Raw genomic sequence first — 22,752 nt, forward strand, 5'->3', positions numbered from 1 at the left:
GACACCGGCGCATGGGGGTCCGAACCGGCATCGGGCGTGCCCGATGCCGGTTGCGGGGGGGATCAGAATTTCAGCCGCGCGCCGACGTAGAATATGCGGCCATTGTCGTAGATCGCGCGCGGTCGGTCGCGCGTGCCCGAATATTGCTCGATCTTCTCGTTGGTCAGGTTCACCGCGTCGGCGGTGAGCGCGATATTGTCGGTGATGTTGACGCTGACCGACGCGTCGAGCGACGAGAGCGCGGCCTGGTTGAGCGGCGCCGCGCGGTCGATGTCGATGAAGAATTTCGACCGGTAGTTATACGACAGCCGCGCGCTGACGAGGTCATTCTCATAATAGCCCGTCAGGTTGAGCGAATGCTTCGAATTGCCCGGGATCGGGTCGCCATTGTCGGCCTTGGCGTCGGAGTAGGTGTAGTTGACCACCGCGCCGAAGCCGCCCCAGATCGGGCGCGATACCTGGAATTCGAAGCCCTGATTGCGCCCGCCGTCGCCGTTGCTGCGCCGGTTGATCTGATAGGGACAGTCGAACAGGTTCGGGTTGCCGCCGGGCGCCGCGACGCAGCCCGCGGGTTCCGACCCCGGCACGAAAACGCTCGGCAATATTTCGGTCGAGGTCGTGTTGACGATGTACGACTGGATATCCTTGTAGAAGGCGGCGAGCGCGACGATCGTCTCGCGGTCGGGATACCATTCGATCGACAGGTCATACTGGTTGGCGCGATACGGATCGAGGTTCGGATCGCCGCCGCGGCCGGTGAGCAAGGTGCCGTTGAGGTCGACGCCGGGGGTGATGTCGACGAAGTCGGGGCGCGTCACCGTCTTGCCCGCGGCGAAGCGCAGCACGACCTGATCCGACAGGTCGACCGACAGGTTCGCGCTCGGCAAGATGTCGGTGTAGGAACGTTTCGCGCGCGACGGGGTAAAGCCGCCGAACGGGTTGGTGAACTCGGGGTCGGCGCCGCCGATGATGAAGCCGTCCGACGTCTGCTTGGTTTCGATCACGCGCACGCCGACATTGCCGCGCCAGCCGTCGCCGCCGAATTTGGCGAGGCCATAGCCGCCCCATGCTTTTTCATTGATCGAATAGGCGTTGCCGGGGACGAGGAAGCGGTCGTTAGAGGGCGACGTCGACGCGCCATAGATGGCGCGCAGCTTCGCGGGATCGACACGCCAATAGTCGCGGAGCGTGCCGGGCGACGCGATATTGTCGAGGAAGTCGCCGGGCATGCCGCCGCCGGTCGCGAAATCGGCCGAGGTGCACGGCGCGCCGTCGCAGCGAAGGCCGGGCGTGAAGACGCCGCCGTTGGTCGCGAAGCGTTCGGCGACGCGGTCGTGGTCGGTATATTTCAGCCCGAATTTGAGCGCGGTGAGCGGCCCCCATTCGACCTCCTTTTCGACGTCGAGGTAGACATATTTCTCTTCATCGTCGTTGGTGACCGACTGGATGCGCCCGAAATCGGGGCGGATCCCCGCGGGATTGAGCGGGTCGGGGTTCGCGAAGCTCACCTCGGGCCGGCCGCTGGTGAGGTCGTAGCTGAAGGCGCCGGGGCCCGCGAATTCGATAAAATTCTCGTTGCTCGTGTCGCCGTTCGCCTTGGTCCAGCCGGCCTTGAAATGAACCGAGAGGCTGTCGGTCGGGCGGTATGTCAGGTCGAAGTCGGCCGACACGGTCTTGGCGACCGCCTGCCGGTCGATCGCGTCATAGACGACGCCGAAGCCCGTCGTGCCGCCGTTCGCCGAGGCGATGTCGCCCGAAACCGCGACGCCGTCCCGCACCACGGCATTGCTGATCGTGCCGCCGCCGCCGAGCGCCTGTTCGCCCCATGCGATATAATTCTGGTTGAAATTGTCGGCGTTGAAACGCGAATAGAGCCCGGTGATGTTGATTTCGAGCGCGTCCGACGGGCGAAACTGGATGCCGATATTGGCGCCATAGCGTTCGCGATTCTGTTCGAACATCGTCGAACCGATCAGCGTCGGGACGAGCGCGCTCTGCCCGCCGCCGACGGGGAAGGAGCGATAGCCGAAGATTTCGAGCCCGTCGCGGCGCGTGCGGCGCTTCTGGTAGATCGCGCCGACGAGGACGCCGAAGGTCTCGTCGTCATTCTTCCAGCTGACGAGGCCCGAGACCTGCGGGTCGACCTTGCCCGACAGGTCCGAATAGGCGGCCTGCACCGACGCCGAGAGGGTGAGCGGGTCGAGGTCGAGCGGGTTGCGCGTGATCACGTTGATCGTGCCGCCGACCCCGCCTTCCTCGACGTCGGCCTGCGGGCTCTTGTACACCTCGAGGCGGCCGATGATCTCGGCGGGCAGCGTCAGATAGTTGAAGCTGCGCGTCGAGGCGACCTGATCGAGGATGAACCAGTCGGCGGTCGCGACGCTGTGGCCGTTGAGCAGGGTCTTGGTGAGGTTCGGGGCGGTGCCGCGTAGCGAGACGCGCTCGCCTTCGCCGAACTCGCGGTTGACGACGATGCCGGGAACGCGCTGGAGCGCTTCGGCGACATTCTTGTCGGGGAATTTGCCGACATCCTCGGCGGTGACGACGTCGGCGATCACCGACAGGTCGCGCTTGGCGTCGATCGCTTCGCGGAGCGAGCCGCGGATGCCGGTGACGACGATTTCGCTTTCGGCCGCGGCGTCGGCGGCGGGCGCGGTGGTCTGGGCCTGCGCCACGCCGGCGGCGAAAAGCAGCGTACCAATGCTCGCCGAAGCGAGCCAATATCGCGCATTGGTCATGTCAAATTCCCTCCTCATCATGCCAATCGGCTATGATTGCCGATTTATAGGGGATTTTATACAGACCAATTTTGCGGTCAATCTCGTTTCATCGCAGATTAAGACCCGTTCAAGACGTTGAATAGCTATTTTTGGTATCTAATTGGTATTATTAGATTACTAACCAATTTTCGCGAACGCGACTCGCGGGAGGTCAGAAGTCGGGGAGCGACTGGCTGGCGAAACCCCAGCCCTTGAGGTCGGGGCCGACGGCGCGTTCGAGCAGCGCATCGGCATCCCTGATCGTCCACTGGCCGGCGCTCTTCACATCGGCAAGTGCGTCCCAGCCGATCGGAACCGCGACCGGGGCCTGTTCGCGCGCGCGCGCCGAATAGGGCATGATCGCGGTGCTGCCGCGCTGGTTGCGCAGATAATCGATGAAGATCTTGCCCTTGCGCTTCGCCTTGCTCATCGTCGCGACATAGCGTTCGGGCTCGGCGAGGCTCAGCGCCTCGGCGAAGCGTTTCGAAAAATCCTTGTGCGCGTCCCAGCTATGCCCCGGATCGAGCGGCACGACGACATGCACGCCCTTGCCCCCCGACAGCATCGCGAAGCTGACGAGGCCGATGTCGGCGAGCTGGCGGCGGATGTCGGCCGCGGCCTTCTTCACGTCGGCGAAGGCGAGCCCCTCGTCGGGGTCGAGGTCGAACACCATGCGATCGGGCTTTTCGAGCGCATCGACATGGCTGTCCCAGCCGTGGAACTCGATCGTCCCCATCTGGACACACGCGAGGATGCCGTCGGCATCCTCGACATAGAGATAATCCTCGTGCCCCCCGTCCTTCTCCTTGATCGGGACGTGATGGACATGATCGCCGAACGAGCCCGAGTCATGCTTCTGGAAAAAGCATTTCTTCGCGCGCCCCTGCGGACAGCGGACGAGGCTGATCGGGCGGCGCGCCATGTGCGGGAGCATGAGCGGAGCGATCGCGGCATAATAGTCGGCGAGGTCGCCCTTGGTCGCCTTCGCCTCGGGGAAGATCACGCGGTCGCGGCTGCTGATCTTGACGTCGCTTGCCGCCTCGGGCGCGGGCTGTTTCACTTCGGGGGTCACCTCTATCGCCTCCTTGTCGCTGCGCAGGCCGAGGAAGCTCGCGTGGCGCACCGAACCGCTCGCGGTGAATTCGGCGAAGGCGATTTCGGCGACGAGTTCGGGTTTCAGCCAATGGACCTTGCGCGCGGCGACTTTGTCGACGTCGAGCGGCGCGGTCTTGCGTTCGAGCTTCGCGAATGCCTTGGCGAGGTCGGCCATGGTGCCGGCATCGAAGCCGGTGCCGACATTGCCCTTGTAGACGAGCCCGCCGGCCTCGTGCTGCGCGAGGAGCAGCGACGAGAAGGGGCGCGCCTTGGTCGATGACGGTTTCCAGCCGACGATGATAAATTCCTGCCGCCGCGTGCATTTGACCTTCACCCAGCTTTTGGTGCGGCGGCCGACGTAAGCGGCGTCGGCGCGTTTCGAGATGATGCCTTCCTGTGCCGCGCCGCACATCGCGGCGTAGAGCGTCTCGCCCGCGCCGATGACATGGTCGGCGACCGCGACCGGCGCCTTCGCGTCGCGAAGCAAGGCTTCGAGCCGCTCCTTGCGTTCGAGGTTGCCGAGCTTGGCGAGCGATTTGCCGCCTTCTTCGAGCAGGTCGAAGGCGAAGAAGTGGAGCCGGGTCGCCTCGTCCTGCGCGCCATGGCCGCGTTTGAGCACCGCCTGCAGCGACGAGAAGTCGGGATTGCCGTCCTTGCCATAAGCGACGATCTCGCCGTCGATCAGGCAGGGCGGCAGATCGAGCGCGGCGATATGGCGGACGAGCGGCGCGAACTTGTCGGTCCAGTCGAGGCCATTCCGGGTGTAGACGCGCACGTCGCTGCCCGCCGCCGCGATTTCGGCGCGGTAGCCGTCATATTTGATCTCGTGGAACCAGCCATTGCCCGCCGGCACCGCGTCGACGAGCGTCGCGAGCTGGAGCGGGCGGAATTTGGGGAGTTTGGCTTTCGGTTTCGCCTTGACGACCTTGCGGTTGTGCGCGGCGGCGGCCGCCATCTTCTTCGCGAACGCCGCGCCCTTCGCGCCCTTCAGCGATTGTTCGCCGCCTTCGTCGCCCGCGATCTCGGCCATGGTGCGGCCGGTGAGGACGCTCGTAAGCTGGCGCCCGACGAGGTCGTCGGTGCCGCCCGAATAAGCGTCGTCGACCTTGCGGAGCAGCCAGTTCTCGCGCTTTTCGCCGGGACGCGGCTTCATGCGGACGAGCAGCCATTCGCCTTTCATCCGCTCGCCGTCGAGGGTGAAATGGAGATGGCCTTTCTCGATATCCTTCGCGCTCTTGCCCGCGATCGGCGCCCAGCTTCCGCGGTCCCACAGCATCACGCTGCCGCCGCCATATTCGCCCTTGGGGATCACGCCTTCGAAATCGGCGTAGGACATCGGATGATCCTCGGTGCGCACCGCGAGGCGCTTGTCGGCGGGGTCGGCGCTCGGACCCTTGGTCACCGCCCAGCTTTTGAGCACGCCGTCGACTTCGAGCCGGAAGTCGTAATGGAGCCGCGTCGCGTCGTGCTTCTGGACGATGAAACGGTTGCCTTCTCCCTTTGCCACCTTGCCCGCGGGCTCGGGGGTCAGCTTGAAATCGCGCTTGGCGTTATATTGGGCGAGCGGGTCAGCGCGGGACATCCCCATTCTCCACCTTGGGCCCATTCTCCCTGGCCTCGTCCTCCTTCGCGCCGTCCTCCTTCGGCCCGTCCTCGACCTCGGGCAGGCGGCGTTCGACGAAGCGGAGCAGGGTAAGCAGGACGAGCGCGAGCCCGGCGGCGATGATCACCACCGCGAAATAGCCCGCACCGCTGGCGATGCCGATCGCCGCGGTCAACCAGATATGCGCCGCGGTGGTGAGGTTGCGCACCTCGCCGCCTTTGACGATGATCAGCCCCGCGGCGATGATGCCGATGGCCGCCGCCATGCCCTCGATCACACGGAGCGGGTCGAGCGACGAGTCGGCGCCGCCGAGCTGGTGATAGAGCGCGATCGACACGACGGTCATCAACGAGGCGCTGAGCGCGACCATTCCGTGGGTGCGCAGCCCGGCGTCATAGCCCTTGAGCTCGCGGTCGAGCCCGAGCAGCAGCCCGACGAGCGTCGCGATGCCGAGGCGCAGCAGCACCTCGGTATCGATCGTTTCCCACCAGAGCGCCTCGTTGAGTTCCATCAAGCGCGCTTCCGCTCGGCGGTCTTCCGGGCCGGCGCCTTTTTCGCCGAAGCCTTCTTCGCGGGCGCCTTCTTCGTTTCGCTCGCGGCCGCCTTTTTCTTGCCGTCGACCGATGCCTTCAAGGCCGCCATCAGGTCGATGACGTTCGATCCGCCGCTCACCGGTCCGGGTTCCTCGACATCCTCGAGCACGCGCTTGCCTTTGGCTTTCGCCTTTTTCGCGATCACCCGCTTCAGCGCGTCGACATAATGATTGTGATAGTCCGACGCGTCGAACTTGCCCGATTTCTTGCCGATCAGCGTTTCGGCGAGGTCGAGCAGGTCGGCATCGGGCTTGCTATTTCCGACATCGCGGAAATAATTGGCCGCCTTGTTCACCTCGTCGGCGTAGCGCAGCACTTCGAGCACGAGCCCCTTGCCGCACGGGCGCAGCCCGACGAGCTGTTCCTGCCCGCGCACCGACAGCTGGCCGAGCCCGACCTTCTTCGTGCGCTTCAGCGCCTCGCGCAGGACGATATAGGCTTCCTCGGCCAGCTCGTCGGCGGGGACGACATAATAGGGCTTGGCATAATAGAGGATGTCGATGTCGCCCGCGTCGACGAACTGGAGCAGTTCGAGGGTGCGCTTGCTGTCGAGCTTGACCGCCTCGATCTCCTCCTCGTCGAGCAGGACATAATTGCCCTTCGACATCTCGTACCCCTTGACGATGTCGTCGGTGTCGATCGGCCCGATGCCGGGGACCACCTTTTCATATTTGACCGGTTTGCCGCTCGGTTCGTGGATCTGGCGGAAGCTGATCGCCGCGCCCGATTTGGTCGCGGCGTAGATTTCGACGGGGATCGACACCAGCGCGAGCCGGATCTGTCCCTTCCAATAGGCGCGTGCGGCCATCGGTTTCCCTTTCGCTGTCCCCATTCGGAGTCGGAGTCCAAATGTTCGGGGAAGGCGACGGGTTCCCGCCGGGCAGAATCAGTAGAGATTGTCCTTATAATCCTTGTCGAGCCCGCGCTGCATCAGACCCGGAACCGAGACGAAGGCGCCCGCGATGCGCGCGCTGAGGCCCTTGTCCTTGTTGAGCTTCACATGGTCGGCGAACATCTTCGCGGGCTTGATGTCGGCGGGCGCGGCGGCGGCGGGCCAGAGCTTCGCGCGGGCGAGCGCGGGGCTGGGGCGCAGTTCAATCTCGACGTCGTCGACGCGCGTCGCGAGCAGCGGCACCTTGCCCTGCACCTCGAAGCTCGCGCGCGGGGTTTCATCGTCGGTGAGCATCGCGGTGCCGCGCACGATCGCGATGTGCGGCGAACCGGGAACGAGCAGCGCCGCGGCGATGCGCGGCTGCGCGATGATGTTGCGGAAACTGTCGGCGCGGCGGTTGCCCGGACGGTCGGCGAACCAGAGCTGGTCGCCCGCGATATGCGCCATCGTCCCCGCCGGGTCGCCCTTGGGGCTGAGGTCGGCCGCGCCCGCGGCGTCGATCGTCGCGAGCGCCATGAAGCGCGCGGCAACGGCGAACTCGCCCGGTGTGGAGGGCGACACCTCCGACGGATCGGCCGACCAGAAGCCCGAGCGGATCAGCGCCTTGGCGCAATGGACATAGCATTCGGTAACCGCGATGCGGGCGGTTTCGTCGGCGACCGCCGCGACATGGCCGTTGATGCGCAGCGTCTCGCCGATGCCGGGGACGAGGAACAGCGAGCCGAAGCTGGCGCCGGGCACCGCGAGCGCCGGATCGTCGAGCATCGCGAGCGGGATCGAGAGCATCCCGGGCTCGGCGGTGGCAAAGCCGGGCGCGCCGCCGCCGAGCGTGACCGCGATGCCCGCATCGCCTTGGCCGAATCCCGCGAACATCAGCGGCGCGGCGGCAAGCCAGCGCATCGCGCTTTCATCGACATGGTCGATCACCTTGAGGTTGACCGCGGGCGGCGTTTTCCCGAGGATAGCTTCGAGGCGGTCGACGCTGTCGATGTCGCTCATGTCATGCTCCGTCAAAAGTCGATCGATGCCGACGCCTTGAAGGTGCGCGGTGTGCCCTGCAGCAATTGCGTGCCGAAGCTGCTGAACGCCGACGCCCAATAGCGTTTGTTGGCGACGTTATCGACGCCGAAGCGCAATGTCAGCGGCTTGTCGCCGACCACCGCGACATAGCGCGCACCAAGATCGAAGCGCGTCCATGAGCCGAGTTCGAGCGTGTTCGGCTGGTTCGCCATCTGCTTGCCGGTGTGGACGACGCGGCCGGTCAGCGTCAGCGCCGGTACGAAGGGGATATCCCATTCGACGTTGGCGTTCGCGGTCCATTCGGGGATGCCCGGCGCGTCATTGCCCTGATTGACCTCGCCCGGGGTGCGGCGCAGCTTCGGATCGTTGACCGCGACGCCGCCGATCAGCCGCAGCCCCTGAACGGGCTCGCCGTCGAGGGTGAATTCCACGCCGCGGTTGCGCTGCACGCCGAAGGGGCCGAAGATCAGCTCGTCGGGCGCCGCCGGATTGACGCGATAGTCCGAGTTCGGACGATCGATCTGGAACCACGCGAGCGCGGCGTTGAAGCGCCCGAAGCTGAACTTGCCGCCGACCTCATATTGCACCGAGGCATAAGGGGGCAGCACTTCGCCGCCGTTGGAGACGATGATGTCGGGGCCGCCCGCGGGATCGGCAACTGTCGGCGGCGCGGTCTGGCCCTGTTCGAGCCCTTCGATGCGATTGGCGTAGAGCGAGAGCCCATCGGCCGGCTTCACCACCAATCCGACGACCGGGGTCACGGCATCTGCTTCGTATGAACTGGTGAGGTCTCCCGCCTGAACGCCCGGGCTGTCGCTATAGGCATAGCCCTTCGTCCGGATCTGCTGAAGGCGGAGGCCGCCGGTCAGGAGGATGCGGTCGTCCCAGAAGCCGATCGTGTTCGACGCGAACAGGCTGGCGACGCGCGTGCGGCCGATCGGGAAGGGATCGTCGATGTCGCCGCCAACGAACCCGCTCGCCGGACGCGGCACGGTGACGGGATCGTAGAGGTTGTTGGCGAAGGTGCCGGAGAAAAAGTCGAACGCGTTGCGGTTGGTCTGCCAGCTCGCGGCGGCGCCGAAGTTGATCTCGTGGCTGATGCCGCCGGCTTCGAGATTGACGCGCAGCCCGGCGACCGCCGATTCATTATTGTCGGTGCGCGGCACATAGGATCCGCCGCCGCTGCCCGCGCCGGTGACCGGGTCGAGCAGAGTGAAGGAGCTGGTGATCTGGTCCTCGCGCCCGTCGCGCGCGCCGAAGCGGGCATAGAGCAGCGCATTGTCGGCGATGTCATATTCGAGGCTGAGCGAGCCGAAGACATCCTCGGTCTCGATCGCGGCCCACGGCTGGGCATAGTTGACGTCGGCGCGCGGCGCCTTGGGGATGGCGGTGCTGACGGTGATCTTGGGCCGCCAGTTCGACTGGCGCAGCCGCTGGTAATTGACGTTCAGCGAGGCGCGGAAGGCGCCGCCGTCATAATCGACCGTGCCGCCGAGCGCATAGGAGGAATGGAATTCGTCGTCGATGGCGATGTCGCCGCGACGCGCCAACCCGTTGAGGCGGACGCCCCACGCGTCGTTCGCGCCGAAGCGGCGGGCGACGTCGAACGAACCGGCGAATTGCGAATCGCCGACGAAGCCCAGCGTGACGCGCGACAGATCGCGTTCGGCGCGTTTGGGGATGAGGTTGACGCTGCCGCCGATGCCGCCGCCGCTGGGCGCCGCGCCGTTGAGGAAGGCGCTGGCGCCGTTGATCACCTGAACCGAGGAGAAGAGCTCGGGCACAACGAGCTGGCGCGGGGTGATGCCATAGAGGCCGTCGAAACCGACATCGTCCGAGCTGAGCGCGAAGCCGCGGATCACGAACACCTCGCCCGAAATGCCGAAGCCCAATGTGGTGCGGATCGTCGGATCATTTTCGAGCAGCTCGCCGAGCGTATCGGGCTGCTGGTTGAGGATCAGCGCCTCGTTGTAGCTGCGGATATTGAACGGCACATCCTCGGCCGCCTTGGTGCCGAAGATGCCGACATTGCCGCCCGCGGTCACTTCGGTCTGGTTATTGCGCTGCGCGGTGACGAGAATCTCGTCGGCCGCGCTCGCTTCCTGCGCCAGCACGGGCGCCGATATGGCAAGCACCGCGGTCGCGGCGGAGAGGCCGAGTGCGGTGCGGAAGGTCGATCTGGTCACTGATATTCCCCTTAAAAGCGCGGCCCTACCCCGCGCGTCCTCTGTTTCAGGTTCGGCGCGCGCGCATCGCCCAGCCGACGGCCAAGACCGGTATGGCGAGCAGCGCCCACGAGATCGCATCGCGCCAGCCGTCGCCGGTCAGCGCGACGACGAGGCCGACGAGGCTGGCGAGCGCGAGCAGCAGCGGGACGGCGAAGATCGCGCGGAGGCTGCCCGTCTTCTTCATTCGGCGGGCACCAAAGTGCCGCCGCTCTCGACCTCGCGTACCAGCGCGTCGGTGCCGAAACGGCGCTTGCCGAGCCAGAGATAGAGGCCCGAGCCGAGGACGATCATCGTGAAGAGGGTGAGGATCGCCCAGAGCAGCTTGAGCGGCAGCGCGCCATAATCGCCGAAATGCAGCGGCTGCGACAGCGCGAGCGCCTTGGCGTACCAGGGCATCGCGCGCGCGTCGGTGAACTCGCCCGTCTCGGCGTCGATCAGCGCCGCGGTAAGCAGCCCTTCGGTCAGCGGCGTGTCGCCCTGGAAGAAGACGGCATAATGATGCTTGCTGGAAAATGCGCCGCCGGGGAAGGCGATGAACTGCGGATTGTTGCCCGGGATCTCCTTGCGCGCCGCCGTCATCGCCTTGTCGATCGAGCCGTAATTTTCGGGCGGCACCGCGCCCTTGCCGTCATAGGCCTTGGTCATTTCGGCGAGGTCGGTCCGCTGCCAATATTCGAAGATCGGGGTCGCGAGCGCGTTGATCACGCCGGTCAAGCCGACCACCGTCATCCACGCGAGCGCGACGATGCCGAGGAGGTTGTGATAGTCGAGCCATTTGACGCGGCGGCTGCGCGACGTGCGCAGGGTACCGAAGTCGAGCTTTTTCATGAAGGGCGCGTAGAGCACGACCCCCGAGACCACCGCGATCACGAAGAAGAGGCCCATCAGCCCGAGGAAGAGCATGCCGGGAAGCCCGAGGAACATGTCGGTGTGGAGCTGGAGCAGGAAGTGCATCACGCCGCTTTCGTCGACGGTCGAGGTCGCCTCGCCGGTCGAACGGTCGAGGATCTGGATCGTCATGTCGGCGGCGGGCGAGTCCGCGCGCGGCGCGGTGGTGACGGTCATCGACGGATGCGCATTGTCGAAGGCCATGAAGACGGGGACTTCGCCCGGCCGCGCCGCGAGCGCCTTCGCCAGCATTTCGTCGAGGGGTTTGAGGCCGGGGACCTCGCCCGACGATCCGACCCCGGGCAGACCATATTGCGGGGTTTCCTCGGTCAGTTCGTCGATTTCGTCGTGAAAGATCAGCGGCAGGCCGGTGACGCACAGCATCAGCAGAAAGGCGGTGCTGACGATGCTCGTCCACTTGTGGATCAGGAACCATGTGCGGATGGTCGTGCGTTGCATGGGCAAAGGCTGCTGCTATTGCGAGGAAAAATCAATAGCGCCCTAGAATTTGCCGGTGCGGTTGGCAACCCGATTCGCCCCGCGCACCCCATGATTCGGGCCAGCTATGCCATCGATCGGGCCAGCCCGGCGCAACGCGGTCCGGCGCGCGGTGTGTGCGGGATTTCCTTGCCGATTCACTTTCCTTTCATCGCCGATTGCCTATGATGGAGGCCGAGGGACCGCTCGCATCGATGGAGCTGATATGCCCTTGAGCCGCGAGATGCAGCGACTGCGCGCCGAACATGCGGCGCTGGTCACCTTGTCGCTGATCATCCTCGACATGGTTCGCGCTCCGCACTCGCCGCCCCCTGCCGAGCTTGCGGCGGCGCGCGGGCAACTCCGCGAAAATCTGGTGCGCCACCTGAAATGCGAGGACTGGATTTTATATCCGCGGCTGATGGCGACGGGCGATCAGGAACTGATGACGATCACGCGCGAGTTCGAAATCGAAATGGGCGGTCTCGCCGCCGATTTCACCGCCTATGACGAGAAATGGACGAGCGAGCGCGTCGCGGCCGACTGGCCCGGTTTCGGCCGCGAGACGGTCGAGATTTTCGATATCCTCGCCGCGCGCGTCGAGCGCGAGGAGCGCGAACTCTATCCGCTCGCCGAAACGCTCTACGCGTCAAGCGCCGCGATCGGCGTGCCGGTCATGGACGGATCGATAGTTTCCAGCTGAGCGCGACGCGCCAGTCCTGACCATATCCGGGCACGGGTTGATTCCATGCATCGGCGACTTCGAGGCCAATGGTGGCATTTTCGGCATAGGAGAGGCGCACGCCGCCGCCCCAGCTGCCGAGGGTGAAATCGGTACGCGGAATTGCGGGGCGTTCGAACAATGTCACGTCGGCATAATCGACGAAGCCATAGAGTTCGCTCTTCGAAAAATCGCCGCTGCGTAGCGGCCGGAGCGCGAGTTCGCCGAACGCCGCATAGCCGCGGTCGCCATTCACCAGCCCGTCGTCGAATGCGCGGCCGAACGTCGCGCCGCCGACGCTGAAGCGTTGCGCGGCAGGCAGGCGGTCGCGCGTCCAGCGGCCCGTCGCGGCGGCGCGGGCGACGAAGGCCTTGCCGATCGCCTGGTTCGCCTCGACGCTGGCGTCGGCATAGGCGAAGCCGGCCTCGCCGACCCCGGGGTCGACGCGCGCGCCGGCGAAATCGAGCCCCTTGGCGCCGCCGACGCGCGCGCCGATGACGGTGCGGTCTTCGCTCAAACGAAAGGCGAGGCTGCCGCTGGCCGTCCACGTCTTTTCGGCGGCGATCGTCGAACCGAAGAGCGCGTTCTTCGAATCGAGATAGTCGATCCGCGCCGACGCGATCAGATTGCGCCGCGTCGCGCGGATCAGCGGATGGGTGATCGCGAAGCCCGCGCTCCACGCCTCGCCGTCGACCGCGATGCCCTTGGGCCGTGTGCGCAGCGCCGCGCCCGACAGTTCGGCGCGCGTGCCGCCGGCGCCGATCGGGGTCGAATGGCTCGCGGCGAGATAGAGCAAGGATTTGAAGTTGAGCGCGGCGGCGCCGGTCAGCCGCGTTTCGTCGCCGCTGCGCAAGAGGCTGGAGCCGCGGGCGTTCGCTTCGACGATACCGTCATCGACGAAGCGGCTGGTGCGCGTCGTGAAGCCGAGCCCGACCGTCGGCTTCTTCGCGTCGAGCGCGAGGTCGAGCGCGACCGCGCCCTGCTCGCCGCCCAGCGCGAGCGTCGGCGTCACGGTAAGGCCCGGAATGTCGGCGATATTGCCGAGCGCGCGTTCGAAGCGCGCGCGCGGCAGCGGACGCCGGCCGACGAGATTGGAGGCCATGTTTTCGACGAGCGGCGCGGGGCCGCTCTCGCGCTCGCCGCTCAGCGTCACCGACCCGACATAGCCCTCCGCCGAAGCGACGGTGACGACGCCCTCCGACAAATCCTGTTCGGGAATGACGAGCGTGAAGAGCGCGACGCTCGAGCGGTTATAGGCGCGCGTCATCGCGGCGGCGAGCTTGGTGAGATTGTCGGCCGAAGCGGGCTTGCCGACGAAGCGCTGCGCCGCGCGGCCGACATTGGCGGGCACGCCTGCGCCGACGAAGCGGATTTCGCGAATGATGACATCGGGCCGTGCGCCGAGTTCGATCTTGCCGAGCGAAAGCGGCTTCGCCTCGGGATCGGGCAGCGGGTCGCGGGTGCGGTCGGGAGCGAGGGGCGGGCGGCCGTCGAGCGGCGTCGACGCCGGTTGGGCCGCGAGCGCCGCGGCGGGGAGGAGCAGGGCTCCCGCCACCGCCGCGGCACAGGCGTAACGCCGCTGGCGCATGCGGCGCAGCTTCAATCGCCGCGCTTCGGTGTCAGGCCGCCGAGGACGCCCCCGACGGTATCGGTGACCCCCGTGACGACGCCGGTCACGGCATTGCCGTCGCCGCTCGGCGTCCCGCCGCCGGTCACGCCATTGGTCACCTGCGACAAGGCGCCGGTCGCCGTCGTGACGACATTGCCGACCAGCGCGCCCGGCGTGCCGACAGGATTGCCGGACGTTCCGCCGGTCAGACCGCCAGTCGCACCACCGAGCAGATTGCCGCCGGCGCCGGGCTGGAGCGTGACGAGCTGGCCGCCCGACCCGACCCCGACGGTGAGCAGGCTGCCATTCTGCTGTCCGGGCGACAGGATGCTCGCGCCGATCAGCGGCGATGCGTTCGGGCTGCCCAGCGCGGTCGCCTTGCCGATCGTTGCGGTGATCAGCTGCCCGGGGGCAGCGGTCAGGCCGTCGACCAGATATTGCTGGCCATTGCCTGTCTGGACGAGCGCGACGCCGGTGCTTTTGACGACCCCGACGACGGTGCCGACGAGGTTGGTGTTGCCGGGCAACTTGCTGTCGACCGCGCTCGCGAGCAGCAAGCCCTTGTCGGCGATGACATTGACGAGACCGCCCGATTTGACGAGCACGCCGCCGATGACCGGGTTGACGTTGGCGGGATCGCCGGTGTTCGCGAGCAGACCGGTGCCCGCGACGCCGCCGGGCCCGACGAGGCCGCCGACCGCGAGCGCGCCCGCATCGCCGAGGCCGAGGCCGCTTCCTGCGGGGCCGGCCGGACCGGCGGGGCCTGCAGGGCCTGCGGGACCGTCGGCGCCGGTGGGACCCGCGGGCCCGGTGGCGCCGGTGGCTCCGGTCGCGCCGACGCTGCCGACGCGATAGCTTCCCGACGATTCGCACGCCGCGAGCGCGAGGCACGCCGGGAGCAGAATGAGATGGGCTGGGCGAAATTCAAGACAGGACAAAGGCATGAGACATCCCCTTCGTACATGATCTGGTCCCTGACCTTGAGATTCTTGAAATGCCGACAAAGTTCCTTCTATTGTTCAGATTCATTTGAACAAAGTTACTCTTTTAACTAATATATTAGGTTTTTTGCGGACAATCGATCTTGAGTTAACTAATTTATTTCTTACGAACAGCGCGCGAGCAATTATATGATGCTTTCACATCTGTTTCGATCAGGGACAAAATTTTCCTAAATTGATTTGAATTATAAAGGTTCCCTGCTTCGTCGGGCGCGAAATAGCGGGAAAGGGATGTCGGCCGCGCGTCGGCGCTCTCGCGCCTCGCCGGCCGCATCTCGATGAAGCCATGCCGAAACGGGGTGTCGCGAACGGCGGCAATGCGCCGACATTGCGCGCGGGCGCGCGGCGGCGATTCACCTCTCCATTGACGATGCGGCCGCGGTCCCGCTAGGGCCGCGCCATCATTTTTTGGGAAACAGTCAAATGACCGATACGCCACCCGACCGCCTGTCGACCAACCCCCGCTCGCCCCATTTCGACATGGAGGTGTTGCAGCGCGGCATCGGGATCCGCTTCAAGGGCGTCGAGCGCACCGACGTCGAGGAATATTCGATCTCCGAAGGCTGGATCCGCGTCGCCGCGGGCAAGTCGAAGGACCGTTTCGGCCAGCCGATGACGATCAAGCTGTCGGGCCCGGTCGAAGCCTGGTTCGAGGATGCGCCCGGCGAAGGCGAGCCGCCCGCGGGCGAGTGAGGCGGCCGCTCCCGAAGCCCCGTGCGAAGCATCGCGCCCTTTAATCGGCATCCATTCAAAAACCGTTCGTGCTGAGCTTGTCGAAGCACCGTTCTTCTTCGCACATCGAAAGAAAGAACAGCCCTTCGACAAGCTCAGGGCGAACGGATCGGGTGATACTGCCGGTGTAACGCACGACGCCCCCAAAAGGAGAAACCACCCGGAGCGGCGGGCCGCCCCGAGTGGCTTCATCGCTCGCCGAGCCCGAGGGTGGGGGGGGGAAGGCTCAGTTACCGAGCGAGGCGGCGACGACTTCGAGGCCGTTGCCGGGTTTCCATTCATTTTGCGTCCAGACGGGCGCCTTGAAGCTGGGCGCTTCTTCGGCGGCACCGTCGGCGTAGATAAAGCCCTGCACCGGGTTGGCGCGGAGACCGAGATCGCCGATCGGGGCATACCAGACGCGGACCATGCTCCAGTCGCCGGCGTCGCTGACGTCGACGACACGGACGCCCCGCTCGATCTGGCCACGGCGGCCGTTGATCGGCGACCAGTTGGCATGGTCGATCAGGATTTCGCGGTCGCCGACGATCTTCTTGACCACCGCGACATGACCCATCGGCATGCCGCGCGTGCCGGCGAAGGCCATGACGGCTCCTTCGCGGGGCTCTTCGCCGCGCGCATAGGTGCCGGCGGCCTGCGACCACCAGGTCTTGGCATTGCCGCGGATTTCGACACCCGATTCGGCGCGGGCGAAGGGGACGCATTGCAAATAGGATTTCGCCGCGGCGGGAACGCTCGCGAACAGGCCGGTGACGGTCATCACGGACGCGATGGCGGCTGCCAGGTAACGACGATGGAGCATGAAATGCGACCCCCCGATGCTTGTCTTCAAGCGTTGGAGGGTCTTTGCCACGCCGCGCGGCGTCCACCACCCGTGAAGCGACGAATCGCGCCGGGGATGCGGTGGACGGGGGAACCTTTTGTTAAGAGGTTCAATTCGTCGTGCAGGCCGTTCGGCTGGCCGCCGTCAAGCGGCGGCGGTCGCGACATCGTCGGGACGGCGGAAGAGGGTCAGCACGTCGCTCGCGGGCATCGGGCGCCCGTAATAATAGCCTTGGATGTTGCTGCAGCCGAAGCTGCGCAGCGTTTCGACCTCGAGCTCGGTTTCGGCGCCTTCGGCGGTCGTCGACATGCCGAGGCTGTCGGCGAGCGCCACCACCGCGCGGATGATCGCGATCGATTCGATGCTGCCCTTCGCGGCGCCGACGACGAAGGTCCGGTCGACCTTGATCGTCGAGAATTGCGTTTTCCGAAGGTAGCCGAGCGACGAATATCCGGTGCCGAAATCGTCGAGCGACAGGCGAATCCCGAGCGCGATCAGCTGATCGAGCAATTGCGCCGCACCGCCGCCGTCGCGCAGGAAGACGCTTTCGGTAACCTCGATCTCAAGCCGTTGCGGCGGAAGCCCGCTCTGCGCGAGCGCCGAGACGACGACCGAGGCGAAGCTGGGGTCGGTGAGCTGGTCCGCCGAGACGTTGATCGCGACCTTCAGGTTCGACGGCCATTTCATCGCTTCGTGGCACGCGGTGCGCAACACCCATTCGCCGATCGGCGAAATCAGGCGGGCGTCCTCGGCGAGCGGGATGAAGCGGCCCGGCGACACATTGCCGAGCTTCTTGTTGTTCCAGCGGATCAGCGCCTCGAAGCCGTTCAATGTGCCATCGGCGGCGGTCACCACCGGCTGGTAATAAAGTTCGAACTCGCCGCGTTCGAGCGCACCGCGCAGTTCCTGCTCCATCACGCGCCGTTCCTCGGCTTGTGCGTGCAGGGAGGCGACATAGGCGGCGACGACATTGCCGCCCTTGTCCTTCGATTTGTAGAGCGCGAGGTCGGCGTTGCGGGTCAGCGTCTCGACCGTTGCACCGTCGGTCGGGCCGATCGCGAAGCCGACGCTGGCGCCGACGAAGAGCTGGTGGTTGTCGACGACATAGGGGCGGCTGATCGTCGTGATGATCCGCTGCGCGAGATCCTCGGCGGCGTCGGCCGAGGGGACATTGTGGAGCACGACGGCGAATTCGTCGCCGCCGAGCCGCCCGCAGGTCATCCCGCGCTCCATCAGCCCCTTGAGCCGTGCCGCGACCTGCGCGAGCAATTTGTCGCCGACGGGATGCCCCAGCGTATCGTTGACCGCCTTGAAGCGGTCGAGGTCGATCATCAGCAGCGCGCAGCGCGACTTCGCATCGACCGCATGGGTCAGCGCGCGGGCGAGATCCTCGTTGAGGCTGAGGCGATTGGGCAGGCCGGTGAGATTGTCGAAGCGCGCCATCTTGGCGATCTGCTCGGCGGTCGCGCGCTTTTCGGTGACGTCCGAGCCGACGCCGCGGAACCCCAAAAACTTGCCCGCTTCGTCGAGGCGCGGCGAAGCGGAGAGCTCCCACCAGCGCGGCGCGCCGCCGATCGTCACCGGCACGATCAGGTTCGAGAAGCTCTCGCGCCGCTTCATCCGTTCGGCCATGTCGTGCAGGCTCTTGGGGAACAGGCCGGTTTCCCACGCATCGCCCGAAAGCGCCTGGAGGAGCGGCACGCCCTCGAGCCCCTCGGCGGTGCCGCCGAGTGCATAAGCGAGGCGCGGCGAAACATGGATCAGGCGGCGGCTGTTGTCGGTCTGCCACAGCCAGTCGGCCGAGGTTTCCTCGAATTCGCGCAGCAGCAGGCTGACCGTCTCGGTCTTTTCGTGCAGCGTCTCTTCGGCGCGGCGGAAGCGGATATGGCTCTGCGCGAAGCGGACGCAGAAAGCGCAGAGCAGGAAGCCCGCGACGAGCGCCACGCCCGCGAGTTGGGGCGCGCCGGCGCGGGTCAACGCCGCTGCGGCCGACAGCGAGACAGGGGCGATGAACAGCGCGCAGGCGAGCGGAACGCTGTGCGCGACGATCGACAGCGTGACCATCATCAGCACCGCGATCGTCCACATCGACAGGACATGGTCGAGCGTCGGTGTCAGGCCCTGCAACCAGAAAGGCGCGCCCCAGAGCAGCGCCGAACAGAGCGCGTGGCGATTGCACAGCCGATATTCGGCGAGCCCCGAGGATTTGGGGTCGCCGAGCGGCAGGTGGTTGAACTTGCCATACGACCAGAGCGCAAAGAGGAGGGCGCAGGCCAGCCAGCCAGCCGCGACCGACAATGCTATGCTGTGGACCATGGTGAAGGCGGCGACGAACGCCATGCCGATGCCCATCAACAGGCGCAGCGAGCCGCGGCCGCGGAGCGGCGCGAGCTGGAGCTGGCGGAGGTTGCCGACGTCCTGGTTTCGCGGCCCCAGCCCCAACAGGGTCCGCACAGGTATCTCTTCGGCAGCAATAGGGTCGGTCAGCAGGCTTTTCACACCCGCCGGTTTAGCGCGCGGGGGTTACCCGAAGGTAACTGCCGCGTTGTTTCGACGCGAAATTCTGTGCCGGGTGGGGACAGGCTGGCGGCGCGATGCAAGCGACGGCTTTGGGGTGGTGAGTGGCCGTTCCCTCTTTCGTCATCATCCCGGACTTGATCCGGGTGACGAGGATTGATGGGTCTGCTTCCGACCGAAACCGGCCGCGTCCGCTTATGCCGCCATCGCGAAAGGCTGGATTTCGCCGGCGAGATATTGCGCGCGCGCCTTCGACCGGCTCAATTTGCCCGAGCTGGTGCGCGGCAGGGTGCGCGGCGGGATCAGCTCGATCAGGCAGTTCATGCCGGTGATCGCGCGGACGCGGTCGCGAATCGTCTCGCGCAGCGCGAGCCGCTCGGCTTCGTCGCTGGTGCGGCACTGGACGAGCACGGCGGGGGTTTCCTCGCCGCCCGGCGTCGTGATCGCAAAGGCCGCGATGTCGCCCGACTTGAAGCCCGGCAGCTGCTCGACCGCCCATTCGATATCCTGCGGCCAGTGATTCTTGCCGTTGATGATGATCATGTCCTTGGCGCGGCCGACGATATAGATGTAACCGTCGGACATATAACCCATATCGCCGGTGTCGAGCCAGCCGTCCGCCATGCAGGCGCCGGTCGATTCGGGGTCGCGGAAATAGCCGGTCATCAGCGACGGGCCGGTGCACCACACCTTGCCGACGGTCTGGTCGGCGAGCGGATTGCCCGCTTCGTCGCGGACCTCGATCACCATGTCCTTGACCGCCTTGCCGCAGTTGACGATCGCGCGGTAGCGCGTCGGACGGCCGCTGTCGTTCGCGGCGCCCGACAATTCGGTTTCCTCGACCAGTTCGACGACGATGCCCTCGCCCGGCGGCATGATGCTCACCGCGAGCGTCGCTTCGGCGAGGCCGTAGCTCGGCAGGAAAGCGCTCGCCTTGAAGCCCGCGTCGGCGAAAGCGTCGACGAAGCTCTGCATCACGTCGGGACGGATCATGTCGGCGCCATTGCCCGCGACCCGCCAGCGCGACAGGTCGAAACGGTCGGCGACATGGCTCTGGCTCGAGATGCGGCGCGCGCAAATGTCATAACCGAAGGTCGGCGAATAGCTCAAAGTCGTGCCGGTGTTGCGGCTGATCAGGTCGAGCCAGGCGAGCGGGCGGCGGGCGAAATCCTCGGTCTTCAGATAATCGACCGATACCTGATTCGCGACGGGCGAGAGCAGGCAGCCGACGAGGCCCATGTCGTGATACCAGGGCAGCCACGAAATGCAGCGGTCGCTGTCCTGCAACTCCATGCCGTGCGAATGCGCCGACAGATTGTTGAGCAGCGCGCCGTGCGTCACCGCGACGCCGTGCGGGAAACGCGTCGAACCGCTGCTATACTGGAGATAGCAGGTCTCGTCGGTTTTCTGCTCAGGCAGGTCGGCGATCGGCGCGGGGCGTTTTTCGAACTCGCTCCAGTCGATCGGCTGCACTTTGCGCTGCTCGGCCGCCTCGATCGCCATCGCGGCGATTTCGGGCGGGAAAAACAGCATCTTGGGGTCGCAGCTCGTCAGCTGGACGACGAGCTGGCCGACATAGCTATCGCGCCCGCCGAAGCTCGTCGGCAGCGGCAGCGGAACCGGCCAGGCGCCGGCATAGATGGTGCCGAAGAAAAGCGCGGCGAATTCGGCGCCGGTTTCGGCGATCAGCGCGATGCGATCGTTGGGCTGCACCCCCGCGGCGATCAGCCGGTAAGCGGCGGCCAGCGCGTCGGCCTTGAGCTCGCTATACGGATAGGGACGCACGAGTTTCCCGCGCGGATCATGGAAATTGAGCCCGCGCGAACCCGCGGCGGCATAGTCGAGCGCCTCGCCCACGGTGGCGAAGTCGGAAAAACGGCGCGGCTGCGCACATTCGGTCGGCGTCGGCACGAGCGCATCGGCCGAAATCAGGTCGGTATCGGTCATAGGGGCTGCGACATCCCGCGATACGGGCCGCGCGGCAACAAGCATGTCATCTTTCTGTGCCATGTGTCGGTGCGCGAACCCTGTGTTGTTTGAACAAATCGCCCATTTCCGGGCTTTAGCACCCGATATGGCGGTGTTGATCGTTCTCAATCGGGCCCGACTGTGGCACAAACATGGCATATGGCCAAACGCCGCGCTTCCTCCGACCGATCGAAAAGGCCCCTAAGCGCGGCAAAACTCGACGAACTGGCGCTCGCCTATGTCGCGCGATTCGCGACGAGCCGGGCGAAGCTGACGCGCTATCTTTCCAGAAAAGTCCGCGAATCCGAATGGATAGACGAAAGTGACGCCATGGCGGCGTGCGAGGCGATCGCCGACCGGATGGAGCGTCTGCGCTATCTCGACGATCGCCAATATGCCGCGATGCGCGCGGGGGCGATGACGCGGCGCGGTCTGGGCGTGCGGCGGGTCAAGGCGCAGCTTTACGTCGATGGCATCGCCGAGGATGACAGCGGCGATGCCATCGCGGCGGCGGAGAATGCCGCGGTCGCGGCGGCGGTCGGTTTCGCGCGGCGGCGGCGGTTCGGCCCCTTTGCGACGCGCAACAGCGACGATCCGAAACTCCGCGAGCGGCAAATCGCCGCTTTTTTGCGTGCCGGGCACAGCATGACGATCGCGCGTCGTATTCTCGCCGTCCCGCCGGGGGACGAATCGGGGCTGGCGGCGCTGGACGACGAAGCAGGGCTCGATTAGGCCGGGGCATCCGATGGAGGAACTGCCGATGCGTGCCATATTGACCGCCCTTGCCCTGTCGTTCGCGCTGCCGATGGCGGCGTGCAGCCGCGATGCCAGCGAGGCCGAAAGCGCCGCGACAATCCCCGTGACGATCGCGATGGCGGGCCAGGCGCACCGGTTCGACGTCGAGGTCGCACGCACCGACGCCGAGCAGGATCGCGGGCTGATGTTCCGGACCAGCCTGCCCGAAAATGGCGGCATGCTCTTTCCGTTCGCAAAACCGCGAATCGGCAGCTTCTGGATGAAGAACACGCTGATTCCGCTCGATATGATCTTCATCCGCGCCGACGGCAGCATCGACCGGATCGCCGAAAACACCATCCCCGAATCGCTCGAACCCGTCGTCAGCGGCGGCGAGGTTTCGGCGGTGCTCGAACTCGCGGGCGGCACCGCGGCGAAGCTCGGCATCGACGAGAGTGCCAAGGTGACGTGGAAAGACAAGAAATAGCGGCGCTCTGAACGGCTGGTTCGAAGCGGGGCTTCGAACCGTTCGGCACCGGCCCGCTCCCCCACCCGGCCTCCCATAGGCTACTATGTTCGCGGAGGCCGGGTGGGGGAGCGGGCCGGGGCCGAAAACCGCGAAACAGTCCTTGCGGACCGCGCATGCTTGCCTGTAAACGCCGCAGCCATGAGCATTTTGGGCAAGATTTTCACCTGGTGGGACGGCGCGACCGTCGGCACGCTGCTGAACAGCTGGAGCACGGGCGAGAAGGTCGGCGAGGACAGCCTCGGCAACCGCTATTTCCGCGCCAAGAAGGGCGGCCGCCGCTGGGTAATCTATAACGGATCCAACGATGCGAGCCGCGTGCCGCCCGAATGGCACGGATGGCTGCACGGCACCTTCGACGAATTGCCGACCGACGCCCTGCCCGCGCCGCGTGCGTGGGAGAAGGAGCCGAGCGCGAACCTGACCGGCAGCACCGGCGCCTATCGTCCCGCCGGCGCGCTCGAACGCGGCGGCCGCCGCGCCGCCGCGACCGGCGACTATGAGGCCTGGCGGCCCGGCGCCGACTGAGCTTCAGTGCGGCCGCAACCCCTCCGTATCGCGCTCC

18 protein-coding genes are annotated in these 22,752 nt (G+C 66.0%); 5 read left to right on the forward strand and 13 right to left on the reverse strand.

The genetic code is table 11. From position 1 onward, the window contains the following. Positions 1-62: 62 nt before the first annotated feature. The 8 genes from VFG17_RS03805 to VFG17_RS03840 form a co-directional block, all read right to left on the reverse strand. Positions 63-2,738, reverse strand: a complete 2,676-nt coding sequence (locus VFG17_RS03805; protein ID WP_325028134.1) for a TonB-dependent receptor — start codon at positions 2,736-2,738, stop codon at positions 63-65. Between the two features lie 193 nt (positions 2,739-2,931). Next, a complete protein-coding gene (gene ligD / locus VFG17_RS03810) occupies positions 2,932-5,436 on the reverse strand; it encodes a DNA ligase D (protein ID WP_325028135.1) in 2,505 nt (834 codons plus the stop codon). Then, positions 5,423-5,968 carry an MgtC/SapB family protein gene (locus VFG17_RS03815; protein WP_325028136.1) on the reverse strand — a complete coding sequence of 182 codons (546 nt, stop codon included), beginning with the start codon at positions 5,966-5,968 and terminating at the stop codon, positions 5,423-5,425. The genes ligD and VFG17_RS03815 overlap by 14 nt, the downstream gene beginning before the upstream one ends. Further along, positions 5,968-6,858: a Ku protein gene (locus VFG17_RS03820; protein WP_325028137.1), complete on the reverse strand. Its 891-nt coding sequence runs from the start codon at positions 6,856-6,858 to the stop codon at positions 5,968-5,970. The genes VFG17_RS03815 and VFG17_RS03820 overlap by 1 nt, the downstream gene beginning before the upstream one ends. A gap of 78 nt (positions 6,859-6,936) precedes the next feature. Continuing rightward, positions 6,937-7,941: a pyridoxamine 5'-phosphate oxidase family protein gene (locus VFG17_RS03825; protein WP_325028138.1), complete on the reverse strand. Its 1,005-nt coding sequence runs from the start codon at positions 7,939-7,941 to the stop codon at positions 6,937-6,939. 11 nt (positions 7,942-7,952) lie between these two features. Next, positions 7,953-10,148: a TonB-dependent receptor gene (locus tag VFG17_RS03830; protein WP_325028139.1), complete on the reverse strand. Its 2,196-nt coding sequence runs from the start codon at positions 10,146-10,148 to the stop codon at positions 7,953-7,955. A gap of 46 nt (positions 10,149-10,194) precedes the next feature. Next, positions 10,195-10,374: a hypothetical protein gene (locus VFG17_RS03835; RefSeq protein WP_325028140.1), complete on the reverse strand. Its 180-nt coding sequence runs from the start codon at positions 10,372-10,374 to the stop codon at positions 10,195-10,197. Next, positions 10,371-11,537 carry a PepSY domain-containing protein gene (locus VFG17_RS03840; RefSeq protein WP_325028141.1) on the reverse strand — a complete coding sequence of 389 codons (1,167 nt, stop codon included), beginning with the start codon at positions 11,535-11,537 and terminating at the stop codon, positions 10,371-10,373. Before VFG17_RS03840 ends, VFG17_RS03835 begins: the two co-directional genes overlap by 4 nt. Before the next feature lie 244 nt (positions 11,538-11,781). Here VFG17_RS03840 and VFG17_RS03845 point away from each other — a divergent pair, with 244 nt between their 5' ends. After that, positions 11,782-12,258 (forward strand): hemerythrin domain-containing protein, encoded by a 477-nt coding sequence (locus VFG17_RS03845; protein ID WP_325028142.1) that lies wholly within the window; start codon positions 11,782-11,784, stop codon positions 12,256-12,258. On the opposite strand, the gene VFG17_RS03850 is transcribed toward VFG17_RS03845, so the two are convergent. Together VFG17_RS03850 and VFG17_RS03855 are read right to left on the reverse strand one after the other, a co-directional pair. Then, a complete protein-coding gene (locus tag VFG17_RS03850) occupies positions 12,230-13,879 on the reverse strand; it encodes a ShlB/FhaC/HecB family hemolysin secretion/activation protein (protein ID WP_325028143.1) in 1,650 nt (549 codons plus the stop codon). The two genes, VFG17_RS03845 and VFG17_RS03850, sit on opposite strands and share 29 nt — an antisense overlap. Beyond that, positions 13,876-14,829 carry a hypothetical protein gene (locus VFG17_RS03855; RefSeq protein WP_325028144.1) on the reverse strand — a complete coding sequence of 318 codons (954 nt, stop codon included), beginning with the start codon at positions 14,827-14,829 and terminating at the stop codon, positions 13,876-13,878. Before VFG17_RS03855 ends, VFG17_RS03850 begins: the two co-directional genes overlap by 4 nt. Positions 14,830-15,309: 480 nt before the next feature. On the opposite strand from VFG17_RS03855, the gene VFG17_RS03860 reads away from it, so the two are divergent. After that, positions 15,310-15,579: a DUF3297 family protein gene (locus VFG17_RS03860; RefSeq protein WP_325028145.1), complete on the forward strand. Its 270-nt coding sequence runs from the start codon at positions 15,310-15,312 to the stop codon at positions 15,577-15,579. Between the two features lie 265 nt (positions 15,580-15,844). On the opposite strand, the gene VFG17_RS03865 is transcribed toward VFG17_RS03860, so the two are convergent. The 3 genes from VFG17_RS03865 to VFG17_RS03875 form a co-directional block, all read right to left on the reverse strand. Further along, the gene (locus VFG17_RS03865; protein ID WP_414712920.1) at positions 15,845-16,420 is read right to left on the reverse strand and encodes a CHAP domain-containing protein; all 576 of its coding nucleotides are present in this window, start codon (positions 16,418-16,420) and stop codon (positions 15,845-15,847) included. A 165-nt stretch (positions 16,421-16,585) separates the two neighbouring features. Continuing rightward, positions 16,586-18,940, reverse strand: coding sequence for a putative bifunctional diguanylate cyclase/phosphodiesterase (locus tag VFG17_RS03870; RefSeq protein WP_325028147.1), 2,355 nt, complete (start codon positions 18,938-18,940; stop codon positions 16,586-16,588). Positions 18,941-19,153: 213 nt separating this feature from the next. Beyond that, on the reverse strand, positions 19,154-20,905 hold the full coding sequence (locus VFG17_RS03875; RefSeq protein WP_325028148.1) for a fatty acyl-AMP ligase: 1,752 nt from the start codon (positions 20,903-20,905) through the stop codon (positions 19,154-19,156). 180 nt (positions 20,906-21,085) lie between these two features. On the opposite strand from VFG17_RS03875, the gene VFG17_RS03880 reads away from it, so the two are divergent. From VFG17_RS03880 to VFG17_RS03890, 3 genes are all read left to right on the forward strand, one after another. Further along, the gene (locus VFG17_RS03880; RefSeq protein ID WP_325028149.1) at positions 21,086-21,658 is read left to right on the forward strand and encodes a regulatory protein RecX; all 573 of its coding nucleotides are present in this window, start codon (positions 21,086-21,088) and stop codon (positions 21,656-21,658) included. A gap of 28 nt (positions 21,659-21,686) precedes the next feature. Continuing rightward, the gene (locus VFG17_RS03885; RefSeq protein ID WP_325028150.1) at positions 21,687-22,148 is read left to right on the forward strand and encodes a DUF192 domain-containing protein; all 462 of its coding nucleotides are present in this window, start codon (positions 21,687-21,689) and stop codon (positions 22,146-22,148) included. Between the two features lie 180 nt (positions 22,149-22,328). Next, positions 22,329-22,715, forward strand: coding sequence for an NADH:ubiquinone oxidoreductase subunit NDUFA12 (locus VFG17_RS03890; RefSeq protein ID WP_325028151.1), 387 nt, complete (start codon positions 22,329-22,331; stop codon positions 22,713-22,715). Positions 22,716-22,752 lie beyond the last annotated feature (37 nt).

The organism is Sphingopyxis sp. (assembly GCF_035686825.1).
Lineage (GTDB): Bacteria > Pseudomonadota > Alphaproteobacteria > Sphingomonadales > Sphingomonadaceae > Sphingopyxis.

Excerpts from the sequence above, each read along its gene's own strand:
- VFG17_RS03805 (WP_325028134.1), bottom strand. The coding sequence starts at position 2,738 with ATGACCAATGCGCGATATTGGCTCGCTTCGGCGAGCATTGGTACGCTG.
- ligD (WP_325028135.1), bottom strand. The coding sequence starts at position 5,436 with ATGTCCCGCGCTGACCCGCTCGCCCAATATAACGCCAAGCGCGATTTC.
- VFG17_RS03815 (WP_325028136.1), bottom strand. The coding sequence starts at position 5,968 with ATGGAACTCAACGAGGCGCTCTGGTGGGAAACGATCGATACCGAGGTG.
- VFG17_RS03820 (WP_325028137.1), bottom strand. The coding sequence starts at position 6,858 with ATGGCCGCACGCGCCTATTGGAAGGGACAGATCCGGCTCGCGCTGGTG.
- VFG17_RS03825 (WP_325028138.1), bottom strand. The coding sequence starts at position 7,941 with ATGAGCGACATCGACAGCGTCGACCGCCTCGAAGCTATCCTCGGGAAA.
- VFG17_RS03835 (WP_325028140.1), bottom strand. The coding sequence starts at position 10,374 with ATGAAGAAGACGGGCAGCCTCCGCGCGATCTTCGCCGTCCCGCTGCTG.
- VFG17_RS03840 (WP_325028141.1), bottom strand. The coding sequence starts at position 11,537 with ATGCAACGCACGACCATCCGCACATGGTTCCTGATCCACAAGTGGACG.
- VFG17_RS03845 (WP_325028142.1), top strand. The coding sequence starts at position 11,782 with ATGCCCTTGAGCCGCGAGATGCAGCGACTGCGCGCCGAACATGCGGCG.
- VFG17_RS03855 (WP_325028144.1), bottom strand. The coding sequence starts at position 14,829 with ATGCCTTTGTCCTGTCTTGAATTTCGCCCAGCCCATCTCATTCTGCTC.
- VFG17_RS03860 (WP_325028145.1), top strand. The coding sequence starts at position 15,310 with ATGACCGATACGCCACCCGACCGCCTGTCGACCAACCCCCGCTCGCCC.
- VFG17_RS03865 (WP_414712920.1), bottom strand. The coding sequence starts at position 16,420 with ATGCTCCATCGTCGTTACCTGGCAGCCGCCATCGCGTCCGTGATGACC.
- VFG17_RS03875 (WP_325028148.1), bottom strand. The coding sequence starts at position 20,905 with ATGACCGATACCGACCTGATTTCGGCCGATGCGCTCGTGCCGACGCCG.
- VFG17_RS03880 (WP_325028149.1), top strand. The coding sequence starts at position 21,086 with ATGGCCAAACGCCGCGCTTCCTCCGACCGATCGAAAAGGCCCCTAAGC.
- VFG17_RS03885 (WP_325028150.1), top strand. The coding sequence starts at position 21,687 with ATGCGTGCCATATTGACCGCCCTTGCCCTGTCGTTCGCGCTGCCGATG.
- VFG17_RS03890 (WP_325028151.1), top strand. The coding sequence starts at position 22,329 with ATGAGCATTTTGGGCAAGATTTTCACCTGGTGGGACGGCGCGACCGTC.